This window comes from Hyphomonas neptunium ATCC 15444 (genome assembly GCF_000013025.1).
Taxonomy (GTDB): domain Bacteria; phylum Pseudomonadota; class Alphaproteobacteria; order Caulobacterales; family Hyphomonadaceae; genus Hyphomonas; species Hyphomonas neptunia.
This window is the reverse complement of record NC_008358.1, coordinates 3,334,547-3,360,608: the sequence shown is the minus strand read 5'-3', so window position 1 is coordinate 3,360,608 and position 26,062 is coordinate 3,334,547. Positions and strand designations below refer to the sequence as shown.

29 protein-coding genes are annotated in these 26,062 nt (G+C 63.8%); 17 read left to right on the top strand and 12 right to left on the bottom strand.

Annotation, left to right across the window (positions count from 1 at the left end):
- Positions 1-3: 3 nt before the first annotated feature.
- Positions 4-669 carry a thiamine phosphate synthase gene (thiE, locus tag HNE_RS15755; protein ID WP_011648156.1) on the bottom strand — a complete coding sequence of 222 codons (666 nt, stop codon included), beginning with the start codon at positions 667-669 and terminating at the stop codon, positions 4-6.
- A gap of 108 nt (positions 670-777) precedes the next feature.
- Here thiE and HNE_RS15750 point away from each other — a divergent pair, with 108 nt between their 5' ends.
- Positions 778-1,050: a DUF2798 domain-containing protein gene (locus HNE_RS15750; RefSeq protein ID WP_011648155.1), complete on the top strand. Its 273-nt coding sequence runs from the start codon at positions 778-780 to the stop codon at positions 1,048-1,050.
- A 33-nt stretch (positions 1,051-1,083) separates the two neighbouring features.
- Here the strand turns inward: HNE_RS15750 and HNE_RS15745 are convergent, their stop codons facing one another.
- The 5 genes from HNE_RS15745 to gap all read right to left on the bottom strand — a co-directional run bounded on the left by HNE_RS15745 (position 1,084) and on the right by gap (position 5,045).
- Complete coding sequence (locus HNE_RS15745; RefSeq protein WP_011648154.1) at positions 1,084-1,314, bottom strand: DUF1272 domain-containing protein; 231 nt, start codon at positions 1,312-1,314, stop codon at positions 1,084-1,086.
- Positions 1,315-1,325: 11 nt separating this feature from the next.
- A complete protein-coding gene (locus tag HNE_RS15740) occupies positions 1,326-1,622 on the bottom strand; it encodes a zf-TFIIB domain-containing protein (protein ID WP_011648153.1) in 297 nt (98 codons plus the stop codon).
- 107 nt (positions 1,623-1,729) lie between these two features.
- Positions 1,730-2,623, bottom strand: a complete 894-nt coding sequence (locus HNE_RS15735) for a fructose bisphosphate aldolase (RefSeq protein ID WP_011648152.1) — start codon at positions 2,621-2,623, stop codon at positions 1,730-1,732.
- Positions 2,624-2,725: 102 nt separating this feature from the next.
- Positions 2,726-3,922, bottom strand: coding sequence for a phosphoglycerate kinase (locus HNE_RS15730; protein ID WP_011648151.1), 1,197 nt, complete (start codon positions 3,920-3,922; stop codon positions 2,726-2,728).
- Between the two features lie 112 nt (positions 3,923-4,034).
- Positions 4,035-5,045, bottom strand: coding sequence for a type I glyceraldehyde-3-phosphate dehydrogenase (gene gap / locus HNE_RS15725; protein ID WP_011648150.1), 1,011 nt, complete (start codon positions 5,043-5,045; stop codon positions 4,035-4,037).
- A gap of 196 nt (positions 5,046-5,241) precedes the next feature.
- On the opposite strand from gap, the gene HNE_RS15720 reads away from it, so the two are divergent.
- Positions 5,242-6,180 carry a DMT family transporter gene (locus HNE_RS15720; RefSeq protein WP_011648149.1) on the top strand — a complete coding sequence of 313 codons (939 nt, stop codon included), beginning with the start codon at positions 5,242-5,244 and terminating at the stop codon, positions 6,178-6,180.
- A gap of 162 nt (positions 6,181-6,342) precedes the next feature.
- On the opposite strand, the gene HNE_RS15715 is transcribed toward HNE_RS15720, so the two are convergent.
- Together HNE_RS15715 and secA are read right to left on the bottom strand one after the other, a co-directional pair.
- Entirely contained in the window at positions 6,343-6,753 is a 411-nt protein-coding gene (locus HNE_RS15715) for a hypothetical protein (RefSeq protein ID WP_035592276.1), read from the bottom strand.
- A 107-nt stretch (positions 6,754-6,860) separates the two neighbouring features.
- Positions 6,861-9,626, bottom strand: a complete 2,766-nt coding sequence (gene secA / locus HNE_RS15710; RefSeq protein WP_011648147.1) for a preprotein translocase subunit SecA — start codon at positions 9,624-9,626, stop codon at positions 6,861-6,863.
- Positions 9,627-9,849: 223 nt separating this feature from the next.
- Here secA and HNE_RS15705 point away from each other — a divergent pair, with 223 nt between their 5' ends.
- Genes HNE_RS15705 through HNE_RS15690 form a run of 4 tightly spaced genes read left to right on the top strand, consistent with a single transcriptional unit; the run spans position 9,850 to position 12,558 of the window.
- Positions 9,850-10,719, top strand: a complete 870-nt coding sequence (locus HNE_RS15705) for a peptidylprolyl isomerase (protein ID WP_051593756.1) — start codon at positions 9,850-9,852, stop codon at positions 10,717-10,719.
- The gene (argJ, locus tag HNE_RS15700) at positions 10,716-11,966 is read left to right on the top strand and encodes a bifunctional glutamate N-acetyltransferase/amino-acid acetyltransferase ArgJ (protein ID WP_011648145.1); all 1,251 of its coding nucleotides are present in this window, start codon (positions 10,716-10,718) and stop codon (positions 11,964-11,966) included. Before HNE_RS15705 ends, argJ begins: the two co-directional genes overlap by 4 nt.
- Positions 11,963-12,379 (top strand): (deoxy)nucleoside triphosphate pyrophosphohydrolase, encoded by a 417-nt coding sequence (locus HNE_RS15695; RefSeq protein ID WP_011648144.1) that lies wholly within the window; start codon positions 11,963-11,965, stop codon positions 12,377-12,379. Before argJ ends, HNE_RS15695 begins: the two co-directional genes overlap by 4 nt.
- Positions 12,379-12,558, top strand: coding sequence for a Flp family type IVb pilin (locus HNE_RS15690; RefSeq protein ID WP_011648143.1), 180 nt, complete (start codon positions 12,379-12,381; stop codon positions 12,556-12,558). Before HNE_RS15695 ends, HNE_RS15690 begins: the two co-directional genes overlap by 1 nt.
- A 7-nt stretch (positions 12,559-12,565) precedes the next feature.
- On the opposite strand, the gene HNE_RS15685 is transcribed toward HNE_RS15690, so the two are convergent.
- Entirely contained in the window at positions 12,566-13,477 is a 912-nt protein-coding gene (locus tag HNE_RS15685; RefSeq protein WP_011648142.1) for a methyltransferase domain-containing protein, read from the bottom strand.
- On the opposite strand from HNE_RS15685, the gene HNE_RS15680 reads away from it, so the two are divergent.
- From HNE_RS15680 to HNE_RS15655, 6 genes are all read left to right on the top strand, one after another.
- Positions 13,476-14,246 carry a ComF family protein gene (locus HNE_RS15680; RefSeq protein ID WP_148205911.1) on the top strand — a complete coding sequence of 257 codons (771 nt, stop codon included), beginning with the start codon at positions 13,476-13,478 and terminating at the stop codon, positions 14,244-14,246. The genes HNE_RS15685 and HNE_RS15680 overlap by 2 nt on opposite strands.
- A 68-nt stretch (positions 14,247-14,314) precedes the next feature.
- On the top strand, positions 14,315-14,575 hold the full coding sequence (grxC, locus tag HNE_RS15675; RefSeq protein WP_011648140.1) for a glutaredoxin 3: 261 nt from the start codon (positions 14,315-14,317) through the stop codon (positions 14,573-14,575).
- Positions 14,576-14,587: 12 nt separating this feature from the next.
- Positions 14,588-15,040 (top strand): DUF1178 family protein, encoded by a 453-nt coding sequence (locus tag HNE_RS15670; protein WP_011648139.1) that lies wholly within the window; start codon positions 14,588-14,590, stop codon positions 15,038-15,040.
- Between the two features lie 110 nt (positions 15,041-15,150).
- Positions 15,151-15,453 (top strand): aa3-type cytochrome c oxidase subunit IV, encoded by a 303-nt coding sequence (locus tag HNE_RS15665; RefSeq protein WP_011648138.1) that lies wholly within the window; start codon positions 15,151-15,153, stop codon positions 15,451-15,453.
- 139 nt (positions 15,454-15,592) lie between these two features.
- The gene (locus HNE_RS15660; RefSeq protein WP_011648136.1) at positions 15,593-16,564 is read left to right on the top strand and encodes an ABC transporter ATP-binding protein; all 972 of its coding nucleotides are present in this window, start codon (positions 15,593-15,595) and stop codon (positions 16,562-16,564) included.
- Complete coding sequence (locus HNE_RS15655; protein WP_011648135.1) at positions 16,564-17,955, top strand: ABC transporter permease; 1,392 nt, start codon at positions 16,564-16,566, stop codon at positions 17,953-17,955. The genes HNE_RS15660 and HNE_RS15655 overlap by 1 nt, the downstream gene beginning before the upstream one ends.
- Positions 17,956-17,965: 10 nt before the next feature.
- On the opposite strand, the gene HNE_RS15650 is transcribed toward HNE_RS15655, so the two are convergent.
- Together HNE_RS15650 and rpsU are read right to left on the bottom strand one after the other, a co-directional pair.
- A complete protein-coding gene (locus HNE_RS15650; protein ID WP_035592274.1) occupies positions 17,966-18,604 on the bottom strand; it encodes a hypothetical protein in 639 nt (212 codons plus the stop codon).
- A 231-nt stretch (positions 18,605-18,835) separates the two neighbouring features.
- Positions 18,836-19,090, bottom strand: a complete 255-nt coding sequence (gene rpsU / locus HNE_RS18455; protein ID WP_366910220.1) for a 30S ribosomal protein S21 — start codon at positions 19,088-19,090, stop codon at positions 18,836-18,838.
- A 90-nt stretch (positions 19,091-19,180) separates the two neighbouring features.
- Here rpsU and HNE_RS15640 point away from each other — a divergent pair, with 90 nt between their 5' ends.
- The 3 genes from HNE_RS15640 (at position 19,181) to HNE_RS15630 (ending at position 20,919) form a co-directional block, all read left to right on the top strand.
- Entirely contained in the window at positions 19,181-19,798 is a 618-nt protein-coding gene (locus HNE_RS15640) for a COQ9 family protein (protein WP_011648132.1), read from the top strand.
- A gap of 268 nt (positions 19,799-20,066) precedes the next feature.
- The gene (locus HNE_RS15635; protein WP_011648131.1) at positions 20,067-20,402 is read left to right on the top strand and encodes a DUF2794 domain-containing protein; all 336 of its coding nucleotides are present in this window, start codon (positions 20,067-20,069) and stop codon (positions 20,400-20,402) included.
- Positions 20,403-20,580: 178 nt separating this feature from the next.
- Entirely contained in the window at positions 20,581-20,919 is a 339-nt protein-coding gene (locus tag HNE_RS15630; protein ID WP_011648130.1) for a hypothetical protein, read from the top strand.
- A gap of 30 nt (positions 20,920-20,949) precedes the next feature.
- On the opposite strand, the gene HNE_RS15625 is transcribed toward HNE_RS15630, so the two are convergent.
- Positions 20,950-22,767, bottom strand: a complete 1,818-nt coding sequence (locus HNE_RS15625; RefSeq protein WP_035592270.1) for a DUF885 domain-containing protein — start codon at positions 22,765-22,767, stop codon at positions 20,950-20,952.
- A 172-nt stretch (positions 22,768-22,939) separates the two neighbouring features.
- Between HNE_RS15625 and HNE_RS15620 the strand changes: the two genes are divergently transcribed.
- Positions 22,940-23,734 (top strand): SapC family protein, encoded by a 795-nt coding sequence (locus HNE_RS15620; RefSeq protein WP_011648127.1) that lies wholly within the window; start codon positions 22,940-22,942, stop codon positions 23,732-23,734.
- Positions 23,735-23,897: 163 nt separating this feature from the next.
- Positions 23,898-26,039 (top strand): protein-disulfide reductase DsbD family protein, encoded by a 2,142-nt coding sequence (locus HNE_RS15615; RefSeq protein WP_160162632.1) that lies wholly within the window; start codon positions 23,898-23,900, stop codon positions 26,037-26,039.
- The last annotated feature ends 23 nt before the right edge of the window (positions 26,040-26,062 follow it).

Genomic DNA, 26,062 nt, shown 5'->3' with positions numbered 1-26,062 from the left:
AGTTTAAGCCAGCGACTCGAAGAGGGCGTTGAAGGCCCGGACGGCGGCGGCTGGCCCGTCTTCATGGTTCCAGACCCCGCTGGAGACGGCCAGGAAGTCTGCGCCTGCTGTCACGAGCGGGGCCGCATTGGAGACGGTGATGCCCCCGATCGCCACGCAGGGCAGGATCATCGCGCTCTGCCAGACTTCCAGCAGCTCCAGCTCGGCAGGTATGGTGCCTTCCTTGGTGGTGGTGGGATAGAAGGCGCCGAAGGCGACATAGTCGGCGCCGTCTTCGCCCGCCTGCATGGCGCGGTGATAGGAATTCTTGGCGGTGGCGCCGATGATCGCGTCCGGGCCGAGCAGGGCGCGCGCGGTCTTCACCGGCATGTCGTCCCAGCCGAGATGCACCCCGTCTGCGCCCAGCTGCCGGGAGAGCTCTGCGGCGTCGTTGATCAGGACCGCGACGCCGGCTTCCTGGGCCATCGCAGTGACGGCGGCGCCGACCTCTTGCGTGGCCTGCATATCTATCATGCCGTCCTGGCCCTTGAGGCGCAGCTGCAATGAGGCCACATCCCCGGCGCTGAGGGTTTCCTCCAGTGATTTCCGGAAGGCGGACACATCGCCGATCTGTGGCGGTGTGATCAGGTACAGGCGTGTGCGCGGGCGGGGTTGGGCGGTGTCAGTCATGGCTGCAGCCTCTGCGGCGAGGGCGAGGGGAAGTCAACGGAGGGCATGCCTCTGGCGAAAAGGAATGAAAGTTCTATATTGGAACTTTAAAGCAAGCCGGGGTCCGACATGTCAAAGAAATTGCCCGTTCGCCTGTTCCAGCCCCTGTTCGGACTGTTCATGGCGTTCTTCATGAGCTTCCTGATGTCCGGAGCGATTACCGCGCTGAATGTCGGCATACCGCCCGATTTTGTCAGCCGCTGGATGCACTCCTGGGGCGTGGCCTTCCTGCTGGCTTATCCGGCGATCCTGGTCGTGGCGCCGCTGGCGCGCCGCCTGGCGCTGAAATTTGCCGAGTCGCCCTTCTCGCCGGCCGCGCCGGTAGCTGGCACGAAGACCTGATCGGGCTCGAACGGGCCAAACAGCAAGGCGGGCTTACCCCTTCTTCACCACCCGTTTGGTGCTTGCCGGGTTTTTCGCGAGCGCGGCGCCCTTGCGCATCGGGCGCGGCTCCAGCTCGCCCCGGCAATTGGGGCATACCCCGTCGAGGTCACCATCGGCGCACTCGTCGCAGAAGGTGCACTCGAACGAGCAGATGAACGCGCCCGGTTCATCCGGCGGCAGGTCGCGGTCACAGCATTCGCAGTTGGGGCGCATTTCCAGCATGAGCGGCGCCTTCAGAAGTCGAACAGGTCGCTGAGAAAGCTCTCGCGCCGGTGGCGTTTGCCTTTCCCGCGTTTCCAGTCGTCATCATCGCCGCGGTCGCGGAAGCGGTCTTCATCGCGGTAGTGTTCCGGGCGATGGGCTTCAGGATGCGGGACGGCGGGAGCGGGAATGACGGTGGCTGCCCGGTCGATGATCTTGTCGAGTTCGCCCCGGTCGAGCCACACGCCGCGGCATTTGGGGCAATAGTCAATCTCGACGCCGGAGCGCTCCGCGATCACCAGGGTCTCATTATCGACAGGGCATTTCACGGGGGCGTTCCTCCAGACGTTAAGAAAGCGCAGCGAGGGGTCCCGCTGCGCTTTTGAGATGGTGCGTGTTCCCCGCGCCTCAAGAGGCGTGAGGTGCGGCAATCGGATCAACCGGCTTTGGACGCTTCGCAGATGCAATGGATCGTGTCGCCGAGCACGGCATCGAAATCGCTGTCGGCCTGCTTGGCGGAGAGGCCTTCGGTCAGCGCGCGCGAGAAAGAGGCGATGATGCCGGTATTCTCAGCCAGCTTGCGGTTGGCTTCTTCGCGGCTGTAGCCGCCCGAGAGGGCCACGACGCGCATGACGCGCGGATGGTCGACGAGCGGCTTGTAGATGTTTGCCTTCTCCGGCAGCGAGAGCTTCAGCATGACCTGCTTGTCATGGCCGAGCGCGTCGAGCTGTTTCAGGATTTCGGCGAGGAGGATTTCTTCTGCTTCGGCCTTGTCGGCGATGGTGATGGTCACTTCCGGCTCGATGATCGGCATCAGGCCGTGGCCGAGGATCTGGCGGCCGACATCAAACTGCTGGGCAACGACGGCGGAGATACCTTCGGCGTTGGCCGCGTTGATGACCGAGCGCATCTTGGTGCCGAAGATGCCTTTGGCAACGGCGCGCTCCAGCAGCGCGTCAAGCTCCGGCATCGGCTTCATCAGCTGCACGCCGTCTTTCTCGTCGGCAAGGCCCTTGTCGACCTTGAGGAAGGGAACGACGCTGCGCTTGGTCCAGAGATATTCTGCGGTCGGAATGCCGTCGATCTCGCCGTCCATCGTGCGTTCGAAGAGGATGGCGCCGACCACCTGCTCGCCGGTGAAGGCGGGCGATTTGATGATCCGGGCACGCATCTGGTGGATGAGGGCGTACATTTCCTCATCATTGTTATAAGCGCTTTCCTCAACGCCGTAGAGGCGGAGGGCTTTGGGCGTCGAGCCGCCAGATTGGTCAAGGGCCGCGATAAAGCCTGGCTTTTCGGCCACCTGTTTCGCCATTTGTGCATTCAGCATGAGTTTTGTGTCCCGGTACGTTCGTTCGTGTGTTGGCTACTGGCTCGGATTTTTGTCCGCTTTGTGGCGGCTCAATGCAAAATCTGCGCCGCGTGGGCCGCTCTATTTCAGCAAGGCTTCAACGCCTGGCAGTTCCTTGCCTTCCATCCATTCCAGGAAAGCTCCGCCTGCGGTGGAGATGAAGGTGAAATCCTGGGCGACGCCGGCATGGTTAAGCGCGGCCACCGTATCGCCTCCGCCTGCCACGGCAACCAGCGCGCCGGACTTGGCGAGTTTGGCGGCTGTTTCGGCGACTTTCACCGTTGCGGTGTCAAAAGGCGTCATCTCGAAGGCGCCGAGAGGGCCGTTCCAGATCACGGTCTTGGCGCGGCCAAGCGCTTCGGAGAGGTAGGTTATGGTCGCCGCGCCCGCGTCGAGCACCATTTCGTCGGCGCCGATTTCATTCAGCCCGCAGGTGCGGTTTTCGGCATTGGCTTTGAATTCCTTCGCCACGACAACGTCCTTCGGCAGAAGGATTTCGCAGCCCGCCGCCTTGGCCGCCGCCTGGATTTCCCGGACGGTCGGGGCAAGATCATGCTCGCAGAGCGACTTGCCGACATTCACGCCGTCTGCGGCGAGAAACGTGTTGGCCATGCCCCCGCCAATCGCGAGCATGTCGACCTTGGAGACGAGGTTTTTCAGAAGGTCGATCTTGGAGGAGACCTTTGCCCCGCCGACGATGGCCATGACCGGACGCTCCGGCGCGCCCAGCGCCTTGTCGAGCGCATCGAGTTCGGCTTCCATCGTCACGCCGGCATAGGCGGGCAGAAGATCCGCCAGAACAGCGGTCGAGACATGGCGGCGGTGGGCGGCGGAGAAGGCGTCGTTGACATAGAGGTCGCCCAGAGCGGCGATTTCCTTTGCCAGCTCCATGTCGCCTTTTTCCTCGCCTTTGTAGAAGCGCGTGTTTTCCAGAAGGATCACGCCGGCGGGCAGAAGGTCCGCAATGGCCGATTTCACATGATCGCCCTTGCAGTCGGCAACGAAGCTGACATTTGCGCCGAGCACTTTGGCAAAGGCGCCGGCAATCGGGGCGAGGCTCATCTCGGCGACGCGCTCGCCCTTGGGGCGGCCAAAGTGGGCCAGCAGGGCGACCTTGGCGCCGGCCGTGCGCAGCGACTGGACGGTATCGACGGCGGCGCGCAGGCGCGTATCATCCGTCACCAGACCGTTTTCCATCGGCACATTGAAGTCAACGCGGACGAGCGCGACCTTGCCGGTGAGGTTTCCTGCATCGGGGATGCGTTTGAACGAGGGCATAGTCATTCTCCGGTGTCCCCCGGCGCGAATGCGGAGGGCGCGTGAGGTCTGATGAAATGCCGCCGCTGGGGCCCCCGCCATCGCGCAGGAGCGAGCGGCGGGGGAGGGGTTTTCAGATCAGCTTCGCGATCGCAATGGCGGTGTCGGCCATGCGGGTCGAGAAACCCCACTCATTGTCATACCAGGTCATGATCGAGACGAAATTGCCGTCCATGACTTTGGTCTGGTCAAGGTGGAAGATCGAGGAACGGTCGTCATGGATGAAGTCTGACGACACGTTGGGGACGTCCGTGTAGCCAAGGATGCCTTTCAGCGGGCCAGCGTCTGCCGCCGCGATGATCGCTGCGTTGATCTCTTCGGCTGTGGTGGATTTCTTGGCGATGAATTTCAGGTCAACCAGCGAAACGTTCGGCGTTGGCACGCGCACGGAGATGCCGTCCAGCTTGCCCTTGAGTTCCGGCAGCACGAGGCCGACAGCCTTGGCGGCGCCGGTCGAGGTCGGGATCATCGAGAGAGACGCGGCGCGGGCCCGGTAGAGGTCCTTGTGCATCTGGTCGAGCGAAGGCTGGTCATTCGTGTACGAATGGATCGTCGTCATCATGCCCTTGTCGATGCCCACGGCCTTGTTCAGGACGAAGGCCACGGGAGCAAGGCAGTTGGTGGTGCACGAGGCGTTGGAGACGACCATGTGCTCTTTCTTGAGCTTGTCGTGGTTGACGCCATAAACGACGGTCAGGTCTGCGCCGTCTGCGGGGGCAGAGACCAGCACGCGCTTGGCGCCGGCGGCGAGGTGGGCCTCGGCCTTGTCCTTCGAGGTGAAGATGCCGGTGCATTCCATCGCGATGTCGACGTCAAGCTCGCGGTGGGGCAGGTCCTTGGGATCGCGGATCGCGGTCACCAGGATTGGCTTGCCGTTGATGACGATCTTGTCACCGTCAACTTTCACATCTGCCGGGAAACGGCCATGTACCGAATCGAAACGCAGCAGGTGGGCGTTGGTTTCAACCGGCCCCAGATCATTAATGGCCACGACTTCAATATCAGTCCGGCCATGTTCGATGATCGAGCGCAGAACCAGGCGGCCGATGCGGCCGAATCCGTTGATGGCAACACGAACGGTCATCTTTATTTCTCCTCTTGGGCGAGCAAATTCACAGGCTTGCGCCCCTTTAAATGGGTGTGCCGGTCACGTCCACCCCGCACGGTGCGGTACTGCGACGCGAAACGGGACAAACGGGATTTGACGCCTTGCCGCTTGCAAGCTGCGTGCTAGTCCGGAGGGACAACAAGTGGCGCTCGACGCTGCGGGGAGGACAACGATGACAGAGGCATCTCTGCCGGGGGCGAAGATCGCACGCCCGGCCATCGTCTGGATTCTGTTTGCCACCCTGACAACTCTCTGGGCCGGCGCCTATGGGCTGACGCGCGTGGCGGTCGGCAAGGGGACGCTGGAAGGCCTGCCGCCTGAATGGGTGCTGCCGGGGCGCCTGACCGGCGGGGCAATCGTGCTGCTGACGCTGATGCTGGTGATGGGCAAGCGCCTGCCGCCTTTCTCGGACCTGCGCCGCTGGGGCGTGATCGGCGCCATGGGGGTGGTCGGCTCGCTGGTGCCGTTCTTCCTGATCACCGTGGCCCAGCAGACGGTCGATTCCAGCCTGGCAGCGCTCTATACGGCGGCCGCGCCGGTCTTTGTGGTACTGGGCGCGACCCTGTTTTTTGCCGACGAACGCATGACGCGGAACACCGGGCTGGGCGTATTGCTCGGCTTTGCGGGGGTTCTGGCGCTGTTCGGGCCCGATGCTGTGCGCCATTTCGGCTCCGCCAGCGTGACGGCGCAATTGCTGCTGCTGCTGGCGACGCTGTCATTCTCCGCCAGCACGCTGATTGCCCGCGCCGCGCCCAAGATGGATGCGATCCCGCTGGCGGCGGGCTTTGTCACCGTCTCGGCGGTGGTCTCCTGGCCGCTGGCGCTGACGGTGCACCCGTCCGAGGTCGAGGCAGACTGGCACCACTGGGCGGCTGTGGCAGGGCTGGGGCTGGGCCCCTCGGGCATCGCGCAGGCCCTCTATATGGCGCTGGTGGCGCGGGCAGGGGCGACGTTCCAGTCGCTGACGGGCTATTCGGTGCCGGTGGTGGGGGCGGCATTCGGCTGGCTGTTCTTTCGGGAAACCCAGAGCTGGAACGCGGCGCTGGCCTTTGCGCTGATCCTGGGGGGCGTGTGGCTTGCCCGGCAGGGCGGGCGCGGCCGGGTTGGGTAAGGGACTTATCCACGGGATAGACACTCGCCCCTGAGGGGAATTTTGCCGGGCGAGACGCGCCGGAAAACTCCAAAAAACTCCAGGAAAAACTCCAACGAGCGCCCGAAAAACTCCAACGGCAGGTTCAAAAAACTCCAACCGCGATGCCGCACGGGGCGCTTTTTACTCCGCGGCGGCGGGGCAGCGGGTCCATTGCTTGGCGTTTGCCCAGTCGGTCTGGATGCCGGTGGCGTCCTTCCCGGCGAGGAGGAAGGCGTCGTCCCGGACCCAGTCGGCGACCAGCGAGGCCCCGTCCTCGCGCCACCAGGGGAAGCGTCCGCCAAAGGCCTTCACGTCCCAGGCGCCCATGTCGCCGCCGGGTGTGCGGGCGTGGAGGGTGTCCTCGTCCAGCTGCGTGATGACGGCGGGGTCCTCGCAGGAAACCTGGGGCACGTTGACGATGACGCCTTCGCCGTCCGGGAAGGCAATCTGCCAGGACCCGGCAAAGGGGGCGGCGTCGGCCGGTTTGACATCGGCAAGGGCGGGCAGGGCGAGGAGGGCCGGCAGGGCAGCCAGAAAGAGCGCGTGTTTCATGGCCTCCAGCTTAGCGCAGACGCCGGAGCGGGCATCCCCCTGAAACGGGGTACGTCCCACCTTGGGGGCGGGGCGCACAGTTCCGTTTCGCGTGTCAGAAGCGCCGATCAGGCTTTCTGGGTTTCGATCGCGCCGTGGCAATGTTTGTATTTTTTGCCCGAGCCGCAGGGGCAGGCCGAATTGCGCGGGGTGTTGGTCCAGTCGTCTTCGGCCTGGTGCAGTGCAGGGCCGGGCGGCTGGGTCTTGTCGGCGGGGTTCATCTCGTTGACGCCGGTGTCGGGGTCGAGCTTGGTCTCGCGTATCTGCTGAGGCGGCTGGGGGGCCGGCTGTGGCGGTTGCGGGCGCGGCGGCGGGGCAACCTGCTGGGGTTGTTGCTGCGGCGCCTGCTGGACGCGGATATGCATCAGCGACCGGGTGACCGTGGCGCGCAGCTCGCCGAGCAGCGTGTCGAACAGGTTAAAGGCTTCGCGCTTGAACTCGTTGAGCGGATCGCGCTGGCCATAGGAGCGCAGGTGGATCACCGAGCGCAGCTGGTCGATCTGCTGCAGGTGTTCGCGCCAGCGCATGTCGAGCACCTGAAGCAGGAACTGCTTCTCGATGCGGCGCATCTGCGGCTCACCGATGAGGCGGGTAAGCTCGGCATACTGGCCCTCAACCGCCTCGCGGATGCGGCCGGCGATCTCTTCGTTGGCAACGCCCTCTTCAGCGGCCCATTCGCGGACCGGCAGGTCGAGCGCCAGATCGGTTTTCAGGCTTTCTTCAAGGCCGGTGATGTCCCATTGCTCCGCATACGCCTTTTCCGGCATCGTGCGGGCAACCAGCGCCTCGATCACGCTTTCGCGCATTTCCTCGATCACGTCGGACACATCATCGGAGCGCAGGAATTCCATACGCTGCTCGAAGATCGCCTTACGCTGATCGTTGATCACGTCGTCATATTTGAGGACGTTCTTGCGGATCTCGAAGTTGCGTTCCTCGATCTTCTTCTGCGACGTTTCCATCGCCTTGTTCATCCAGGGGTGGGTGATGCCCTCGTCTTCCTTGATGCCGAGGCGGCGCATGACAGCGTCCATCCGGTCAGCGGCAAAGATGCGCATCAGATCATCTTCGATGGAGATGTAGAATTTCGACTTGCCGGGGTCACCCTGACGGCCTGTCCGGCCGCGTAGCTGGTTGTCGATCCGGCGGCTTTCGTGACGCTCCGTGCCCAGAACATAAAGACCGCCGGCGTCCAGCGCCTGCTTTTTCTTCACTTCGATGTCGGCCCGGATCTGCGCGCCGAGCAGCGAGGTTTCGCCTTCGGAAAGTTCGCGGCCAAGCGCCTTTTCCTTCGCCGCGCGCTCATTCTCGAGGCGCATGTCGAAATTGCCGCCGAGCTGAATATCGGTGCCGCGGCCAGCCATGTTGGTGGCGACGGTGACCGCGCCGGGCACACCGGCCTCGGCCACGATGAAGGCTTCCTGCTCGTGGTGGCGGGCGTTCAGCACTTTATGCGGAATGCGCTGCGCGGTGAGCAGGTGGGAGAGCAGTTCGGATTTTTCGATCGAGGCCGTGCCCAGAAGGATCGGCTGGGCCTTGGCATTGGCCGCGCGGACTTCCTTGATGATCTCGTTATATTTCGCCTTGGCGGTGCGGTAGACGACATCGTCTTCGTCGAGGCGGCGGACGGGCCTGTTCGTGGGCAGATCAACCACTTCCAGTTTGTAGATGTCGGCAAATTCGGACGCCTCGGTCAGCGCCGTACCGGTCATCCCGGCCAGTTTCTTGTAGAGGCGGAAATAGTTCTGGAAGGTGATCGAAGCCAGCGTCTGGTTCTCGGGCTTGATGTCGACGCGCTCTTTCGCCTCGATGGCCTGGTGGAGGCCTTCGGAGAGGCGGCGGCCTTCCATCATCCGTCCGCTGAACTCGTCGATCAGCATGACCGAATCGTCCTTGACGATATAGTCCTTGTCGCGGGCATAGAGCTTGTGGGCCCGCAGAGCCTGGTTCGAGTGGTGGACGAGCGAGATGTTGGATGGTTCCCACAGGGAGCCTTCCAGAACGCCGGCCTCGGTCAGCCATTCTTCCATTTTCTCGCTGCCGGTCTCGGTGAAGACGACCGAGCGCTGTTTTTCGTCCAGCTCGAAATCGCTGTCTTCCAGGCGCGGGATCAGAGCGTCGACGGCCATGTACAGCTCGGAGCGGTCATCGGTCGGGCCGGAGATGATCAGCGGCGTGCGCGCTTCATCGATCAGGATCGAGTCGACCTCATCGACGATGGCGTAGTGGTGTCCGCGCTGGGCCATCTGGTCGAGCGAGTATTTCATGTTGTCGCGCAGATAGTCGAAGCCGAACTCATTGTTCGTTCCGTAGGTGATGTCGGCGGCGTAGCCGGCCTTGCGCTGTTCATCAGAGACGCCGTGCACAATCACGCCGGTCGACATGCCGAGCGCGCCATAGATGCGGCCCATCCAGTCTGCGTCGCGGCGGGCGAGATAGTCGTTCACCGTGATGACGTGGACGCCCTTGCCTTCAAGGGCGTTGAGATAGGCGGCGAGCGTGGCGACAAGCGTCTTGCCCTCACCGGTGCGCATTTCGGCGATGGCGCCGGAATGAAGGATCATGCCCCCCATCAGCTGCACATCGAAATGGCGCATGTTGTTGACGCGCTTGGCGGCTTCGCGGACCACGGCGAAGGCCTCTTCCAGGAGGCTGTCGAGGGTCGCGCCATCAGCGAGGCGTTTGCGGAATTCGGCCGTCTTGCCCTTGAGGGACTGATCGGACAGCGCCTCCATGATCGGCTCAAGTGCGTTGATCCGGTTTACCCGGGCCTGCAGGGGCTTGAGTTTGCGATCGTTGACGGTTCCGAAGATCTTGCGGGCTATGGAAAGCATGTAAGCAGCACCAACCAGTTCGGGTAAAAATTTCTTGTCCTGACAGACATCTTACAGGACTTTTCCGGGTTCTCCCACCGCGCCATTACCGGATGAAACCACTCGACCAGCGCGCGGGGCAGACTTAAGAACGCCGCCAAGGGGTGTCAATGCGGCGCCTTCAGCCCAGGAGGGGAAGCCGATGATCCGCAGGTGTGCTGATTTTACAGCTTTTTGCGCCGTTATGGCCGCTTTGACGCTGGCAGGGTGCTCGCAGGAAGGCTTTCAGCTGGAAGAACCCAGGGAGGTCAGCCGCGAGGTGGCCGCCACGGTGAATGGCGAGGCAATTTACACCGCCGATGTCGAGGTTGAGGCAGTCGCGCGCGGGCTGGTGGTCTCCGGCGCGTCGCTGCGGGCGGAGGACGAGGCCTACAAACAGGTGCTCGACCAGCTGATCGACCAGAAGCTGATGGCACAGGAGGCCAAGCGCCTGGGGCTGGAGAAAGACCCCGCCGGAATGCGCCGTCTGGAGATGGCGCAGGAGCGCATCATGGGGAACCTTCTTGTGGAAAGCGTCGTGGCCGAGCAGGTCACCGATGAGATGATCGACCGGATGTATGCCGAGCAGGTGCGGTTGCAGCAGGTGAATGATGAAGTCTCGGTGGCGCATATTGTGACGGATACCGAGGAAGAGGCCGAGGCCGTCTGGCTGCGCGTGCAGGCGGGCGAGGCGTTCGAGAGCCTGGTGTTCAACCATTCCAATGACAGCGCCACGCGGATGGAAAATGGCGATCTGGGGTTTGTATCGCCCAATGATCTGCCCGATCCCTATCCGGTGGTGATTGCCAATACGCCGGTGGGGGAGGTGGCCCCGCCGTTTGAGGCAGAGGGCAGCTGGCGGATCGTGAAGGTCAAGGACCGGCGCACCGAGCCGCCCAAGACGCGCGACGAGATGCGCCCGGAAATCGCGACCTTCCTGACGCTGAGCGAGGTGAGCCGCATTCTGCGCCGCCTGCGCACCGAGGCACGTATTGAGGAAGGCGGCGGAGCAGATTATGCGCCGGAAAACGCGCCCGAGCCTTCGGCCAAAGCCCTCACTGGAGATGAATTGTGAACCTTACCCCTTCGCCCTTTGCGCCGGCCAGCTTTCCGGCGCTTCCTGCTGCGCGCGGCCTGAAGGCGGCCTCTGGCAGCCGTGGCTTTTATGCGCGCCGGGGCATTGAGCGCGATGACGTGTTTCTCGTGACCTTTGATCCGGGCACGACCTGCGCCGGGGTGTATACGCGCTCGCTGACGGCGTCGGCGGATGTGCGCTGGTGCCGGGAGGCGCTGGAGGCAGGCGGCGGCAAGGCAGCGGCGCTGATTGCCAATTCGGGCAATTCCAATGCGTTTACCGGGCCGAAGGGCGTGCTGAAGAATGAGGCGACGCTGACGGCGCTGGCGCAGACGCTGGGCGTGGCGAAGGAGCAGTGCTTCCTGGCGGCGACGGGCGTGATCGGCGAGCCATTGAGCGACCCGAACTATGTGGGCGCGTTTGTGCCGGATCTGGCGGGAAAACTTGGCGCGCCCGATTGGGAGAAGCTGGCGCGGGCGTTCATGACGACCGACACCTATCCCAAGGGCGCCGGGACGGTGGCCAGCATTGAGGGTGCCGAGGTGCGCTTTGCCGGGATCGCCAAAGGCTCGGGCATGATTGCGCCGAACATGGCGACGATGCTGTCTTACGTATTCACCGATGCGGCCATTGCCCCGGAGCTGCTCCAGAGCGCGCTGAAGCAGGTGGCGGACGAGACGTTCAATTCGATTACCGTTGATGGGGACACCTCCACCTCCGACACGCTGATGGTGTTTGCCACGGGCGCGAGCGGCATGGCGCCGGTGACGTCCGAGGAAGACTTGCGCTTCCGGACGTTTACGGCGGCGCTGAAGACCGTCTGCCTCGATCTGGCGATGCAGGTGGTGAAGGATGGGGAAGGAGCCAGCAAGGTCGCCACGATTACGGTGGAGGACGCCGCGTCCCCGGCCTCTGCCAAGAAGATTGCCTGCGAGATTGCCAATTCCCCGCTGATCAAGACCGCGATGGCGGCCGGCGACGCCAATTGGGGCCGGATCGTCATGGCGGTTGGCAAGGCGTATGAGCCGATTGAGGCCGACCGGCTGGCGATCTGGTTTGATGATGTTCAGGTGGCCAGGGATGGCGCGCGGGCGCCCGATTATGACGAGGCGGCGGCCAGCGCGGTGTTTGCCAAGGCGGAGTTTGCGATCCGTGTGTCGGTGGGTGCCGGGACCGGCCGGGCAACTGTGTGGACCTGCGATCTGACCCACGGCTATGTCGACATCAACGGCGCCTACCGGACATGAGCCAGCGTCTCCTGCTGGTGGTGGCGGCCGCGCTGAAAGACGAGACGGGCCGTATCCTTCTCGCCCAGCGCCCGGAAGGCAAGCAGCTCGCCGGGCTGTGGGAGTTTCCTGGTGGCAAGGTTGATCCGGGCGAGACGCCGGAGGCGGCGCTGGCGCGCGAGCTTCACGAGGAGCTCTCCATTGTGGTTAAGGAAGAGGCACTCAAACCGCTGACATTTGCCAGCTTCACTTACCCCGACTTTCACCTTCTCATGCCACTTTATGGCTGTGAAAGCTGGACCGGGGTAATTCATCCGCGCGAGGGGCAAGCCATCGCCTGGGTCGAGCCTGCAAGGCTGCGAGACTATCCGGCGCCACCGGCAGACCTGCCTCTGTTCGACTGGTTGCTGGAGCAAGCCCAAGCGGAGCTGTGATGCGCCTGACCAAGACCCTGATGCTGCGCCTTGCACGCGACGAGCGCGGCGCAACGGCGATTGAATACGGGCTCATTGCTGGCCTGATGGTGCTTGCCATTATCGGCGGCGTGACGGCTTTTGCGGACGCAAATAACGAAATCTACCAGACGGTCGAGGATAACCTCGTCCAGGCCTGAGCCTGCCTCAGCTATCTTTTCCAGATTGTCCCGCCCGCTTCACCGCGTCGGCCATGCTGGCCTTTGCGCTGCCCGGTCTCAGCGGCTTTGGCTGGCCCGGCGCCGGCGCCCAGCCTGACAGGTGCACGATCTCGAAGGTGGCGCGCACGCGGCCATCGGGATCAGAGAACCGTTCCCGGTAAAGTGCCATGGCCCTGGCGAGCACCCGCCGGGGCAGGGGGCGGCCGACCCCCCGCGCGAAGGCGGCGCGTTCGCCCATCCCTTTGAGATCGCGGAAGAGGCCTTCAGGCTCCCTGTAGCGGACGGTCACGGTATCCCGGTCAACCACCGGCAGGGCAAAGCCAGCGCGCTGGAGCAGGCTTGCCATGTCCCGCAACCCCGGAAGCGGGGAAAGGCGCGGGCTGAGACCGCCCATCAGCTCGCTTTCCGCCTCGCTGAGCACTTCGCGCAGTTCTGCCAGCGTGCCCGCGCCGAAGAGGGCGCCGAGGAACAGGCCATCGGGTTTGAGCGCGCGGCGGATCTGCACCAGGGCGCCTGGAAGATCGTTCACCCAATGCAGAATGAGGGGAGAGACAATCAGGTCGAACCGTTCCGCTTCAAAAGGCAGCGCTTCGGGATCGGCAAAGACGGCGTCTAGTCCGCGTGCGCGGGCGGCATCGAGAAACGCGTCTGCCGTGTCGGCAATGGTGACCGATTTTGTCCTGTTTTGTCCCAGAAGTGTCTCGGAGAGACCGCCATTGGCGCCGCCCAGTTCCAGTGCGGCCTCGAAAATGCGCGGCGTGTCGGCCACGCGGGTTTCAAGATCGCTCGACACGCGGGCGCGCAGGAAGTCATAGTCCTGAAAGTGCCGGGCAAAGGTCTGCCGGCGAGCTTTGAGCTTGTCGCGGTCGAAAATCTGCGGAGGAGCGGCGGGGGACATGGACGCGGATATGAAGGCTGGCAGGCTTGCGGCCAAGGGCCTATTCCGCCGGACGCGGGATTTCCTGTGGCCGCCGCGGTCCCTGATCAGCGGAGACCGGGGCGAGGGCGCGGGCCCCTTGCGCCCGGATGAGTTCACGAAAATCCGTTTCATTACAGACCCCGTCTGCAATCGCTGCGGTGTTCCGCAGGACTTTGACGCGGGCCCGGACGCCGAATGCCCCGCCTGCATGGCCCGCCCGCCCCGCTGGGGCCGGGCGCGGGCGGCGTTCGTTTATGACGATGTCTCCCGCCGCCCCGTGCTTGATCTCAAGCGGGCCGGGCGCCGGGACGGCCTGGAGACCCTTTCGGGCTGGATGGTGCAGGCCGGCGGCGCGCTGGCCGATGAGGCAGATCTGATCGTGCCGGTGCCGCTGCACTATACCCGCCTTGTCATGCGCGGGTTCAACCAGTCTGCCTGGCTGGCGCAGGCCATCGGGGAGGCGTCCGGCCGGCGCGTGTCGGTCGATGCGCTCAAGCGGAAGCGGCGCACGCCCAGCCAGGCGGGGCTCTCGAACCGCGCGCGGCGGCGGAATGTAACCGGCGCCTTCGATGTGCGCGCCAGCCGCCGCAAACTGGAGGAAGGGCGGCGTATCCTGCTGGTCGATGACGTGCTGACAACTGGCGCGACGCTGAACGCCTGCACACGGGCGCTGAAACGAGCAGGCGCGCGGCAGATCGACGTTCTGGTGCTGGCGCGCGTTGTCCGCGCCACGGATGTCACCATATAACGGTTTGGTGACGGGCTCAGGTCAGACTTGTCCTGAAATGTCCCGCTTTGACGAAAGGATTTCGCCCCATGGCGAAGGTTACGATTTATACCCGCGCATTCTGCCCTTACTGCACCCGCGCTTTGCAGGTGCTCAAGGACAAGGGTGTCGAGCTCAATGAGATTGATGCAGGTATGGACCCCGCGCTGCGCGAAGAGATGGTCCAGCGCTCCAATGGTGGGCGTACATTCCCGCAGATATTCGTGGGGGAGACCCACATTGGCGGCTGTGACGACATGCTCGCGCTTGACCGTTCCGGCAAGCTCGACCCGATGCTTGCCAGCGTCTGAGGAGGCGCCCGCGTGATCCTTTACGCGCTTATCTGTCAGGACTGCGACCATGCCTTTGAAGGCTGGTTCGCCAGTTCGGAAGCCTTTGACCGCCTGGCGAAGCGCAAGCAGATCGATTGCCCTGACTGCGCCGGACACAAGGTAGCCAAACAGATCATGGCGCCAGCCGTGCGCCCCTCCGACAAGGCGCTGCCGGGCAAGATCGACGAAGCGGCGCTGATGAAGGAACTCGCCCGCCGGGCGCGCCAACATGTCTCCCAGAATTTCGACTATGTGGGAGACGGCTTCGCCGAGGAAGCGCGCGCCATGTATTATGGCGAGCAGGAAGACCGGCCGATCTGGGGCGAGACGACCCGCGAAGACCGCGAAGCCCTGGCCGAAGAAGGCATCGCGGCCGTGCCGTTGCCCGCCCCTTTTGCGCCCAAACCTCCCAAGGCGGCGAAACGCAAGCAATCGCTCAACTGAGCGGCAAAATCGGGCCTGCGGCAGTCCGCGCGCTTTGACGCGCTTGAACGCGGGAAGGGGCTTGGTTAGAAGGCAGACCAGCAGCAGTTTGAAGACGGGAAGAGACCCTCATGGCGAGCCAGGACTATCATCGCGGTGAAATGGACATCCACGCTCAAAAGGCTACGTGGGATGGCTTCATGGCCGGCTCCACCTGGGGCTCGCTGATCATCATAATGACGGTCGGCTATGCGACCCTTGCCATTGCCATTGGCCTGCCTTGGGCCGTTTCCCTCGGCCTGATGGCGATCCTCGGTTTCGGCGCTGGCCTGTTCCTCAATATGGGCGGACGCTGGATGGCGACGGTTGTCGTGATGATCGTCCTCGCGCTGATCGTTCAGGGCTTCATCTGGCTGTTCAACGCCCTGCTCTAGCCGCCCGTTTTATTGGGGCCAGCTCTTGAGGATTTCGGCGCGCGGTTAACGCCGCCGCAAAGCCTTCTCCGGCATACCCTCTTGAACTTTATCGAAAATCGCTAAAGTTGAGAGTCTATCCGGTTTCAGGAGGCCGCCCTTGAGCGACGCGCCACTTAGTCTCACACATGTCACCAAACGGTTTGGCGGCTTTACCGCTGTCAACGACCTGTCGTTTGAGGTGCCGGCCGGGCAGATCATCGGGTTTCTCGGGCCAAATGGCGCGGGCAAGTCGACCAGCCTGCGGATGTCGCTGGGCGTGATGCCGCCGGACGCGGGCGAGGTACGCCTGTTCGGGGCGGCGCCGGAGCTGAAGAATTTGAAGCGCGTCGGTTTCCTTCCCGAGGAGCGCGGGCTCTACAAGAAGATGAATGCGCGCGACACGATCACCTATTTTGCGCGTCTCAAAGGCATGAGCGCCCATGATGCGCGCGCGCGGGCCGACGAGCTGCTGGAGACGACGGGGCTGGGCGCTTTCCGCACGACGCGGATTTCCAAGCTCTCCAAAGGCATGGCGCAGAAGGTACAGATCCTCTCGACGCTGGCGCACCGGCCCGACTTTCTCATTCTGGACGAGCCGTTCTCGGGCCTCGACCCGATGAACCAGCAGACGCTGGAAGACCTGATCAAGGCCGAACATGCGCGCGGGGCGACGATCCTTTTCTCCACGCATGTGATGGAGCATGCCGAGCGGCTCTGCGACCGGATCGTGATGCTGGCGCGGGGCCGCAAGGTGCTCGATGGCACGCTGGAAGACGCTTACGCCACGCTGGGCCGGGGCGCGCGGATCACACTCGAGCCGGGCTTTGACCTGGCCGCCGCGCTGGGGCCGAAGGGGTTTGAAGTGCACCGGACGCTGGATAAAGGGCCCGGCGAGGCCTGGCGGGTGTCGCTGGCGCCGGGGCAGGGGCCTCAGGACGCGTTGCGGGCTGTGCTGGAGGCAGGGGCGCCGGTGATCGGTTTCCAGCCTGAGGAGGCGCGGCTGCGCGATGTGTTCGTATCGCTGGTGGGCGAGGCGGAGGCTGCTGCGCTCGAATCGCCCGCCGGGGCTGTGGCCGAGGAGACGGTGTGATGCGCAATGTCTATCTGATCTTCCGGCGCGATTATCTTGGCTATGTCAAAGCCTGGGGGTTCTGGCTGAGCCTGGCGGCGGTGCCGCTTTTCCTGGTCATCGGGGCAAGCTTTGGCTACTTCGCAGCCACGTCCTCGCCGGTGCGTTATTTTGCGGTGGTCGAGCCCGCGCGGATCTATGCCGACGCCATCGAGAGCGAGTTCCAGCGGCGCAGCGCGGCGGCGGCCGAAGAAGCGCAGGCCCTGGCCGAGCAGATGAACATTCCTCTGGCTGAAGCCGAAGGGCAGCTGGCCGAAGCAACCGGCAGCCGCAAGTATTATGAAGTGCCCGCCCCGGCGCGCACCCTGGAAGACCTGCGGCCCTGGCTGACGGGGGAGCGGCTGGTGAACGGGCCGGACGGGGAGAAGCCGCTGTTTGCGGTGTTCATCCTGTCCGAGGACGGATCACAGCTGGAATACTGGAGCGGGGACGTGAATGTCGACACGCTGCAGCGGACGGCGGAAATCGCGATGCGCGATCTCAGCCGGCGCAGCGCGCTGACGGCGTCTGGCCTCAATCCCGATTTCCTCAAACAGGCTGATGACGCGGCGGTGAAAGTGCCTGCTTTCCGGCTTACGGCCACGCAGGCCGGGGAAAGCGGCGCGGAAGTGACGATGGCTGACCGCGCGCCGACGCTGGTCTCTGCGGCGCTGGCCTATTTTCTGTGGCTGATGATTTTCTCGATCATCCAGTATCTGCTGATGGGCACCATCGAGGAGCGCTCCAACAAGATTTTCGATACGCTGCTGACATCCGTGCAGCTGCCCCAGCTTCTGGCGGGGAAGATGCTGGCGGTATTTGCGGTCACCTCGACGATGATGCTGTCCTGGTCACTGTTTGCGGTCGGCGGCTCCATCATCTCGGCAAGCCAGGTGCCGGGGATGGGCGATATGATCGCGCCGTTCCTGGCGGCGGCGACAGACCCGATGCTGATCCTGCCGGGGCTCGTCAGTTTTGTGCTGGGCTATATTCTCTATGGCGCGCTGTTCATGGCGCTCGGCTCGCTCTGCGATACGATCCAGGAAGCGCAGACGCTGCTCAGCCCGATGATGATCCTGCTGATGCTGCCGATGTTTGCCATTTTCGTGGCGTTTCAGGACCCCGGCTCGCCCATCGTGGACATCGCCTCCTGGTTCCCGCTGTTTACGCCGTTCCTGCTGATCCTGCGGATGCCGCATGATCCGCCGATGTGGGAAGTACTGGCGCAGATGGGGATGATGCTGGCTGTCACGCTCGTCGTCGTCTGGGGCGCTACCAAGGTTTACCGCGCAGGCGCCGTGCATGGCGCAGGCATTGGCGAGCTGGGCGGGATGCTGAAACGGGCGGTGGGGATCAAGCCGAAGGCGGTGTGAGGGAAACCCCTCACGCCACTCTGGCCGCGCCGAGGACGGGCATCGGCCGATAGGATTTGGCCGCGGGCTCCAGAACCTGTTCGCTCCAGGGATGGCCTTTCAGCCAGGAGCCGTAATCGACATTTTCAAGCCGCGGGTCGGGCAGCAGGTCGAGCACTTCGGTGACCGTGTCTGCCCGTTTGGATATGAGGGAGAAGGTCTCGGCGCGGCGGTCGCCGGCCTCGATCTGCGAGAACTCTGCCACGCAGCCATCGCGCTGGAACTGCACGGTGCGCTTGTTGACCGTGAACATCGCCGTGTTCATGTCGAGCCAGGAGATAAGGTCACCCGGCACCAGGATGCGATGCGAGAGGTCGGCTGTGGGAAACGCGTCCTGCAAGTTTCGCACAACGCTGCGCCGGAGGGGGAATTCGGACCGGGCGACAACTTTCCAGGCAGACAGAACGCCATCCTCGCCGGTTTTCTCAAGAATCTCGAGTTCGGCAGCGCCATGCAGCACGATCAGCCAATTCGGGCGCGCGTCAGAGAAAATGTAGGTGTCGGTCCTGATCTCGGCGAGGCCCAGGCCAAACAGGTGGTGAAGCGCCTCTATGTGCGGCATGTCCTGGGATGGCCAGGCGCGGTATTCGAACAGAGTAGGGCGCGTCATGCTGGAACCTGACTTTTCCGTAATAAGGTCTGGGTTCAGAACGGGTAAAGCGCCCATGGGTTCCATGAAGGTGGAAAATCAGAGTCAAAACAGGCGGCAGGGGCGCGCGCGATGGCTCATGCCGCGCATGCATTGCCCTGTGGATGGCAGCAGGAACAAACAAAAACCCCGCCAGAGGCTCTGGCGGGGTTTTTCTTGTCTGGACCGGCGATGGCGCCTTCAGGTCTCGGTCTACACGATGCCTTCGCGCTGGGCGCGTTTGCGAGCGAGCTTGCGGGCACGGCGCACGGCTTCGGCGCGCTGGCGGGCTTTCTTCTCGGAGGGCTTTTCGAAGTGCTGACGGGCCTTCATTTCCCGGAACAGGCCTTCGCGCTGCATCTTCTTCTTCAGCGCGCGCAGAGCCTGCTCGACATTGTTATCGCGGACGACGATCTGTACTATGGGACTTCTCCATCGGGTTCTTACGGGCGCCAGGCACCCTGGAATTCGTTGATTTCGGGCCTGACAGCCTAAGAAGCGCGGCCTATATCACGGGGAAACGCCTTTCGCCAAGCCCCATGCGCCGGGATTCGACACATGACCACGCCGCCTTCTGCCCTGCTTCGCCGCCGCTGGCTCGATATGCTGCTTCCCGAGGTCGTTTTTGACGGCTGGAGTGAGGCGGCCGCGAGCGCTGCCGCCATCAAGGCGGGGCTGACCGAAGGGGAGCAGGCGCTTGCCGCGCCGCGCGGGGTGATTGACCTTCTGGAGGGCTTTTTCGATGAGGCCGGGGAGCGGGCGAAGCTGGCGCTGAACGCGCAGGACATGTCCGGTCTGCGGGTGCCTGACAAGGTGAAGCGGGGCGTGTTGGCCTGGCTGGAAGAATTGGAGCCCCACCGGGAAGCGGTGCGCCGCGCGGCCGCCCGCGGCTTCCTGCCCTGGGGCGCAGGCCCGGCGCTGCAGCGCAGCTGGAAAGTGGCCGACATGGTGTGGACGGCGGCGGGCGATACGTCTGAAGATTACAACCGCTATTCCAAGCGCGGCCTCCTGGCAGGTGTGCTGCCGGCCATCGTGCTGCACTGGGCAGATAATCCGTCTCCGGAAGACCTTGAATCCTTCATTGAACGGCGGCTGGCGCATGCGTCCGGGGCCGGACGAATCGCGGGGCGATTCGTGAAGCCGTTTCTTGACCGGCGGCCACAGAAACACAGCTGAACGCTGACACGTTCGGGTGGCTTAAATCTCTTGATTTTCAGGGGGTTAGGTTGTCGGACGGTGGCGCTACAAACACCCCAGGGGGCTGGGGGGGCTGATGGGTCCGGGGCGCTTGCGTAAGTCCTCCGTCCGACACCCATAAGATGGCTGCCCGATGCGGCGGGGGCAAGGCCGAATTACGGTGAAAGCGAGTCTGCGGGATTAATTCTGCGTTAGCTCTACAAGGGGCTGGACGCGGACGAAAAGCTGTGACGAAACTGTAACCGAGATGACGGATTCTTTCCACAGGAAACCAGCGCCGGACCCGGTCGTTGCCTTTCAGAAGGCAGAGATGCAGCCGATCCTTGATGTCTATGGCCGTCTCGTGATTGCGGGCGAGGCACGCGACTACGCGATCGGCATGGAACGCGACGTGGCGACCTTCGCGATCTTCCGCCGGCATGCCGAAAGCCCGACCTGGCGAATCGAAAAAGAGCCTGCTCTGGCAACCCGTCAGGGTCAGTATGCGGTGTATGGGTCTGCCGGGCAGGTGCTGCGCCGCGGGCGCGAGCTGAAGCAGGTGCTGCGCGTGTTCGAGACGCGCAAGTTCACCATTGTACGCTGACGCGTTCTGCCCACCGAACTGACAGGTTTTCCACAAGCCTCCCCACAGTCCTTCCCACAGGCATGCCCACAAAAAGAGTTAACGGCACGTTTTCCGTTTAACCCTTTGTTTACCAAAAACTTCTTGCGAACCAAACTGGAACATCATAAGAACATTCCATCAGGAACGGAGCAGGAACATGTTCGGTCAAGTGAGCTTTCGCGGTAAGTCAGGCAAGGCGTGGAAATTTCAGCGCACGGCGGCAGATGCCCCGTGGGCGCGCAGTGCCGGTGTGGTTATTTTTGCAGCCCAGGATGCCTGCGGCTGGCGGGTTTACCGGGTGATGGAACTCTCCGGGCGCGCACATGACATCCAGCCGATCTGGGCGCTGGCAGAGGCCGAGCGCTACGGCGCAAACGCGGTCTTCGTGGCGCTGGAATTTGATGCTGGTCAACGCAAGGCGATGGTCGCCGATCTGGAGGCGGGCTTCATGCCGGTCTGCCGGTCGACCCAGGAGCCTGTCCGCATGGCGGCCTGACACGCTGACATACACCGCGCAGGGAAGGGCTCAGTTCTCGACCTGCTCGGTGTACCAGCGGGTCACGTCTTCCTCGACCATGCTGAGCGGGCGCGGCCCGCCCGCCAGGATGACCCGGTGAAACGCCTTGGGATCAAACCGCGGCCCAAGCACCCGGATGGCGCGTTCCCGGAGATCGAGGATGCGCTCCCGCCCGAGCCAGTAGGCAGCGGCATATCCGGGGCGAACTGTGTAGCGGTCCACCTCGTCAGCGCTTCTTTCAGGGCTGAGGCCGACAGTTTCAGTCAGATAGGCAATCGCCTGATCGCGGGTCCAGCGCTCATTGTGAATGCCGGTATCGGCCACCAGCCCGGCGGCGCGCAGCAGCATGGATTGCAGGTATCCGATACGGCTGAGCGGGTCGCTTGAATACAGGCCCAGCTCGTCTGCCAGGGTTTCGGCGTAAGACGCCCAGCCTTCCCCATAGGCCACATTCCAGACCATCTGCCGGGCCAGAGGCAGCTCGGCGGCGCTGCGCGCGGCGCTGCTTTCCAGATGGTGGCCGGGCACAAGCTCATGGAAGGCGGTGACTGCCAGGGAAAAGTCCGGCCAGTCATTCATGCGGGCAAGATTGATCTCGACCCGTGCCGGTGTGCTGCCGCTGAGAGAGCGCGGCAGATAGGCGGCTGGCGGAAGAAAGGCGGCAAATTCGGGCGGCACTGCGCGCAGGCCTGCCCGTTCGGGCATGGTAAAATCGAACTGTTCGGGAATGGCGGCGGCCGCCCGGTCCGTATGGGCCAGGATGCGCCCGATCAGCGCCGCGCGGCCTTCTTCCGTATCAGGATAAATCTGCTCCGGCTGGGCGGCGAGGATCGCAAGGCGTTCGCCAACACTGCCCTCTACCAGGCCAAGCGCGGCCAGAGCGCGGCCGGTTTCCGCCAGCAGCGCATCAACTTCCAGCTTGCCGCGCTCATGCAGACCCGCAGCGGCGGCATCGTCGCCGGTATAGGCTTTCAGGGCGGCGGCGTAATACTCTGTGCCTTCGGGCAATTGCCATGCGCCCGGCAGTTCCGGCGCCGTGTTGGCGAGCGTGCCCAAGCTATCAGCGAAGGCGGCATAGGCGGGCTGCACGCGGTCGGCCGCGAGGCGGCGCACCTGGGCGATCAGCCGGTCCCGTTCGGCGGGTTCAAGGTCTCGGATGCCGGGGGTCAGGTTCTCGAAGGTGACCACAGGCGGGCTGAGCTCGGGCGGCTGGGCCGCTGCGGTAGCGGCCAGCGCCTGCATTCTGCGCAGTACTGGCGCAGGGGGCACCACGCCGGCGCGGGCGTCAGATTCCAAGCGCCGCCGGTCGTCCTCGATGGCGTCGGCAAACTGGGCCATCCGGTCGGCAAAGGCGCGGGCATCGGCCGGCGTCCGGAGCGGGTGAAACCGGGCGAGCAGGTCGGGCACATCAAGATACGCGCCGCGCGTATGGTCGGCGACATAGGGGTAGGACGCTGCGAGCCCGGAGGCGCCATACCCGCCCATGAAGAGGGTTTCGGCGGTCTCATGGGCGGCAATCAGCGTGTCGAGGTGGCGGGCGAGGGCGCTGCCTCTCGCCGGACGGGTAATGCGCACCAGAAGGTCGCGCGTTTCCAGGCGTGACAGGCGGGCGCGCTCATAGGCGGCCTGCGAGCGGTCTGTCAGGTGGCGGTTGTAGGCAAAGCCCGCATCCGCCTGCGCCAGGCCCAGCCGGGTGGCGAGCTCGGGGTCCCGCGTGACCTCATTCTGGGCAACGGTTGTCAGGGTCTGCTCGATCTCGCGCGCCACGCGGCGCGGGGTGCCTTCAGGGTCGGCGCGGGGGGTGCACGCAACTGGGAGCACAGCCATGAGAAGGGCTGTGCAAAGCCCAGCCGGCAAAAGGCTCGCAGTTCTGCGTCCGGTTACGGCTAGCATGACACTTATATTACTCGGTTTTCACTGCAATTGAGCCTGTTTCGGGAGTTGTGGCCATAGTTTATTTCCGTTACTTCTGCGCCAAAATTCCGAGGAGCCACGCAACGTGACAACCCCTATCTCGACTGCAGGCCAGGCTGCGCTTTCTGGCCAGGTTCTGTTCTATAAGAATCCCCAGCCCCTTTCCGCCGAAGAACATGGCGGTCTTGGGGTTAAACAGATCCCCCAGCCGTTCAGCTTCCTGCGGGAAGCCCATGCGGTCCCGGTGACCGTTACCGAGTTCGGGATTGCGGCTGCGTCGTATCCCGTCATCTTCGTGGGCGAAGACCGTACACCGGTTGCGGTCATGGGCGTGCGCCAGGGGCAGAACCTCTATGTGAACGCTGAAGGGATGGTTCTGGAAGATCACTACATTCCGGCATTTGTCCGCCGCTACCCGTTCGTGTTCGCGGCCGATGACGGGTCTGACCGCCTGCTGCTGTGTGTCGACCGTTCGGCGCCGATGGTATCGAACCAGCCGGAAGTGGCGTTCTTCGAGAATGGCCAGCCGACCAAGTTCACCAATGATGCCATTGAATTCTGCAAGGAGTTCGAGCGTCAGCGCCGCGCGACTGTCGATTTCGTGAAAATCATCCGCGACATGGACTTGTTCGAACAGAAAACCGTGACCTTCCAGCCGCGCGACCAGCAGGGCAATGCTACCGGCCCGGTTCAGAAGATCGCTGACTATTGGGCGATCTCCGAGGAGCGCCTCGGCGCGCTTCCTCAGGATAAATTCCTTGAGCTTCGCAATAACGGGGCTCTGGGCGCCAGCTATGCCCACCTCGTTTCGCTGCTGAACTGGACGAAAGTGGTCAACCGCGCCGTCCGCACCCCGCCACCGGGCGAAGCGGCTGCGTGATCTGACGCCTACAATAATGGTTCTGAAACGGCCCTTCCATTGCGGAGGGCCGTTTCTTTTTGCGCGCAGGCGCGGCATCACGAACCGGAGAGCAGGGGTTTCCCCGGCCCGGCGCCCGGCGCATATGAGCGGGAACGTGAGAAGTCTGACGGAGCGGCTGCAGATGACAGGGTTTTTCCGGCGTATTGCCATGGCCGCAATCAGCCTTTCGGCGCTTGCAGGGCTTGGCCATGCGCAGATGGACGAGCGCCGGGCTGAGGCGGAGCTGATTGCCGATCGCGTCAGTGTGGCGCCTGGCGACACATTTTATGCCGCTCTCAAAATGACAATGGATGAGGGCTGGCACGTTTACTGGCAGAATGCCGGGGATGCGGGTCTGCCACCCCGGCTGATACTGGAAGAGGGAACGAGCCTCCCCGAGGACGCTGTTGGCGCGTTTCTCTGGCCCCTGCCGCATCTGATCCCCGTCGTTGAAGGCGAGATCATGGATTATGGCTATGATGACGAGGTCATCTTCGCCTTTCCGGTCACTGTGCCGGAGGATGCCAGCGGTGAAGTCCGGCTTGTGGCTGAAGCTGATTACCTGATCTGCGAATCCATCTGCATTCCCGAAACGGCGGATGTTTCGTTGACGCTGCCCGTCGGCGCGCCGATCGAGAATGCGGTTGCGGGCGCAGAAATCGGCAAATGGATTGCCCGTGTACCGGTAGATTTCGCCGGCGAAGCGCGGATTGATGACGCCGCTGAACCCTGGACCCTGTCGCTGCGCCAGCCGGGCGGTTTTCCCGAAGGCGCGCAGATCCGTTTCTTTCCGTTCAAGCATGAAATCAGCCACCCGGCGGCCCAGCCCCAGAAAGCTGGCGCTGAGGGTGCAAGTCTCAGCCTGACGCCGGACCGGGCGGGCAGCATCGCAGAGACGCTGGATGGCGTAATCCGGATCGATGTGCCGGGCGCCGAGCCTGTGGGCTACGAAATCTCGGCAAGCCGCGGTGAAGCGTTTGCAGGCACGGCCGACCGGAATGTGCAATCTGCGCTTCCTGGCACAGGCGCAGGGGCGCCCGATGGAGCCGGCGACGGAGCCGCGCTTGGCTGGCAGCGAATTGCAACGCTTGCCTTCTTCGCGCTCATCGGCGGCATCATTCTCAATCTCATGCCCTGCGTGCTGCCGGTGCTGTCGATGAAAGCCATCGGTATGGTGCAGGCCGCCTCGACGGGCCATGCAGGTGAACTCAAATCGCACGGGCTCTGGTATACGGGCGGTGTGCTGGTGTCTTTCCTTGCGCTGGCGGGCGCGCTGCTGGCGGTGCGCCAGGCAACGGGATCGGCAACGCTTGGCTTCCAGCTGCAACATGCGCCCACGGTCGCCATCCTCACCCTCGTCATGTTTGCTGTCGGCCTCTGGCTGATGGGCTATTTTGAGCTTGGGAGCTCTGTCCAGAATCTGGGCGGCAGCCTCGCCAATCGCAGCGGCGCGGCGGGCGCTTTCTTTACCGGCATTCTTGCCGCCGTGGTGGGCGCGCCCTGTGTCGGGCCGTTCCTCGGCGCGGCTTTGGGCGCCGTCATCGGCCAGCCGGCCCCGGCCGTGATCGCCGTGTTCCTCGCCATGGGCTTTGGCATGGCGCTGCCTTTCCTGATCCTCAGCTTCGTGCCGGGCCTGCACCGCATACTGCCCAAGCCCGGCAAATGGATGGACACGCTGAAACAGGCGTTCGCCTTCCCGATGTTCCTGACGGCGGCCTGGCTTCTCTCGGTTGTTGCCGGTCTTGCAGGGGCAGGGGCGGTCGGGTGGACGCTTGCGGGGGCCACGACGCTGGTATTTGCCATCTGGCTTGGCCGTCAGGGCGGCGCGGTGCGCAAGGGCGTGGCCGCTGTTGCGCTGGGCGCAGCGTTCATCTATCCGGCTGTTCAGGCGAATGTGCCCGATACCTCTGTTGCCGGCAGCAGCGAAGCGGCCTTCACCGGCGCCTATGGCGAAGCTGCCTGGAGCCCGGAAACGGTCGAGGCGATGCTGGCCGATGGCCGCCCCGTGTTCGTGGACTTCACGGCCAGCTGGTGCGCGAGCTGTCAGGTCAACAAGCTGACAACGCTGAAGACCCGCAAGGTGCAGGACGCCTTCAAGAGTGCCAATGTGGCCTTCCTGGTGGCGGACTTTACCCAGAAAGACCCGATGATTGCTGAGGAACTGAAACTGCGCGCGCGCGCCGGTGTGCCGATGTATCTCTGGTATCCGGCCGGGGCGAGCGAGCCGCAGATACTGCCGGAACTTCTCACTCAAGAACTTGTCATTGGACTTGTCGAAGGCTGACAGGCCTATACTTTCTGACACTG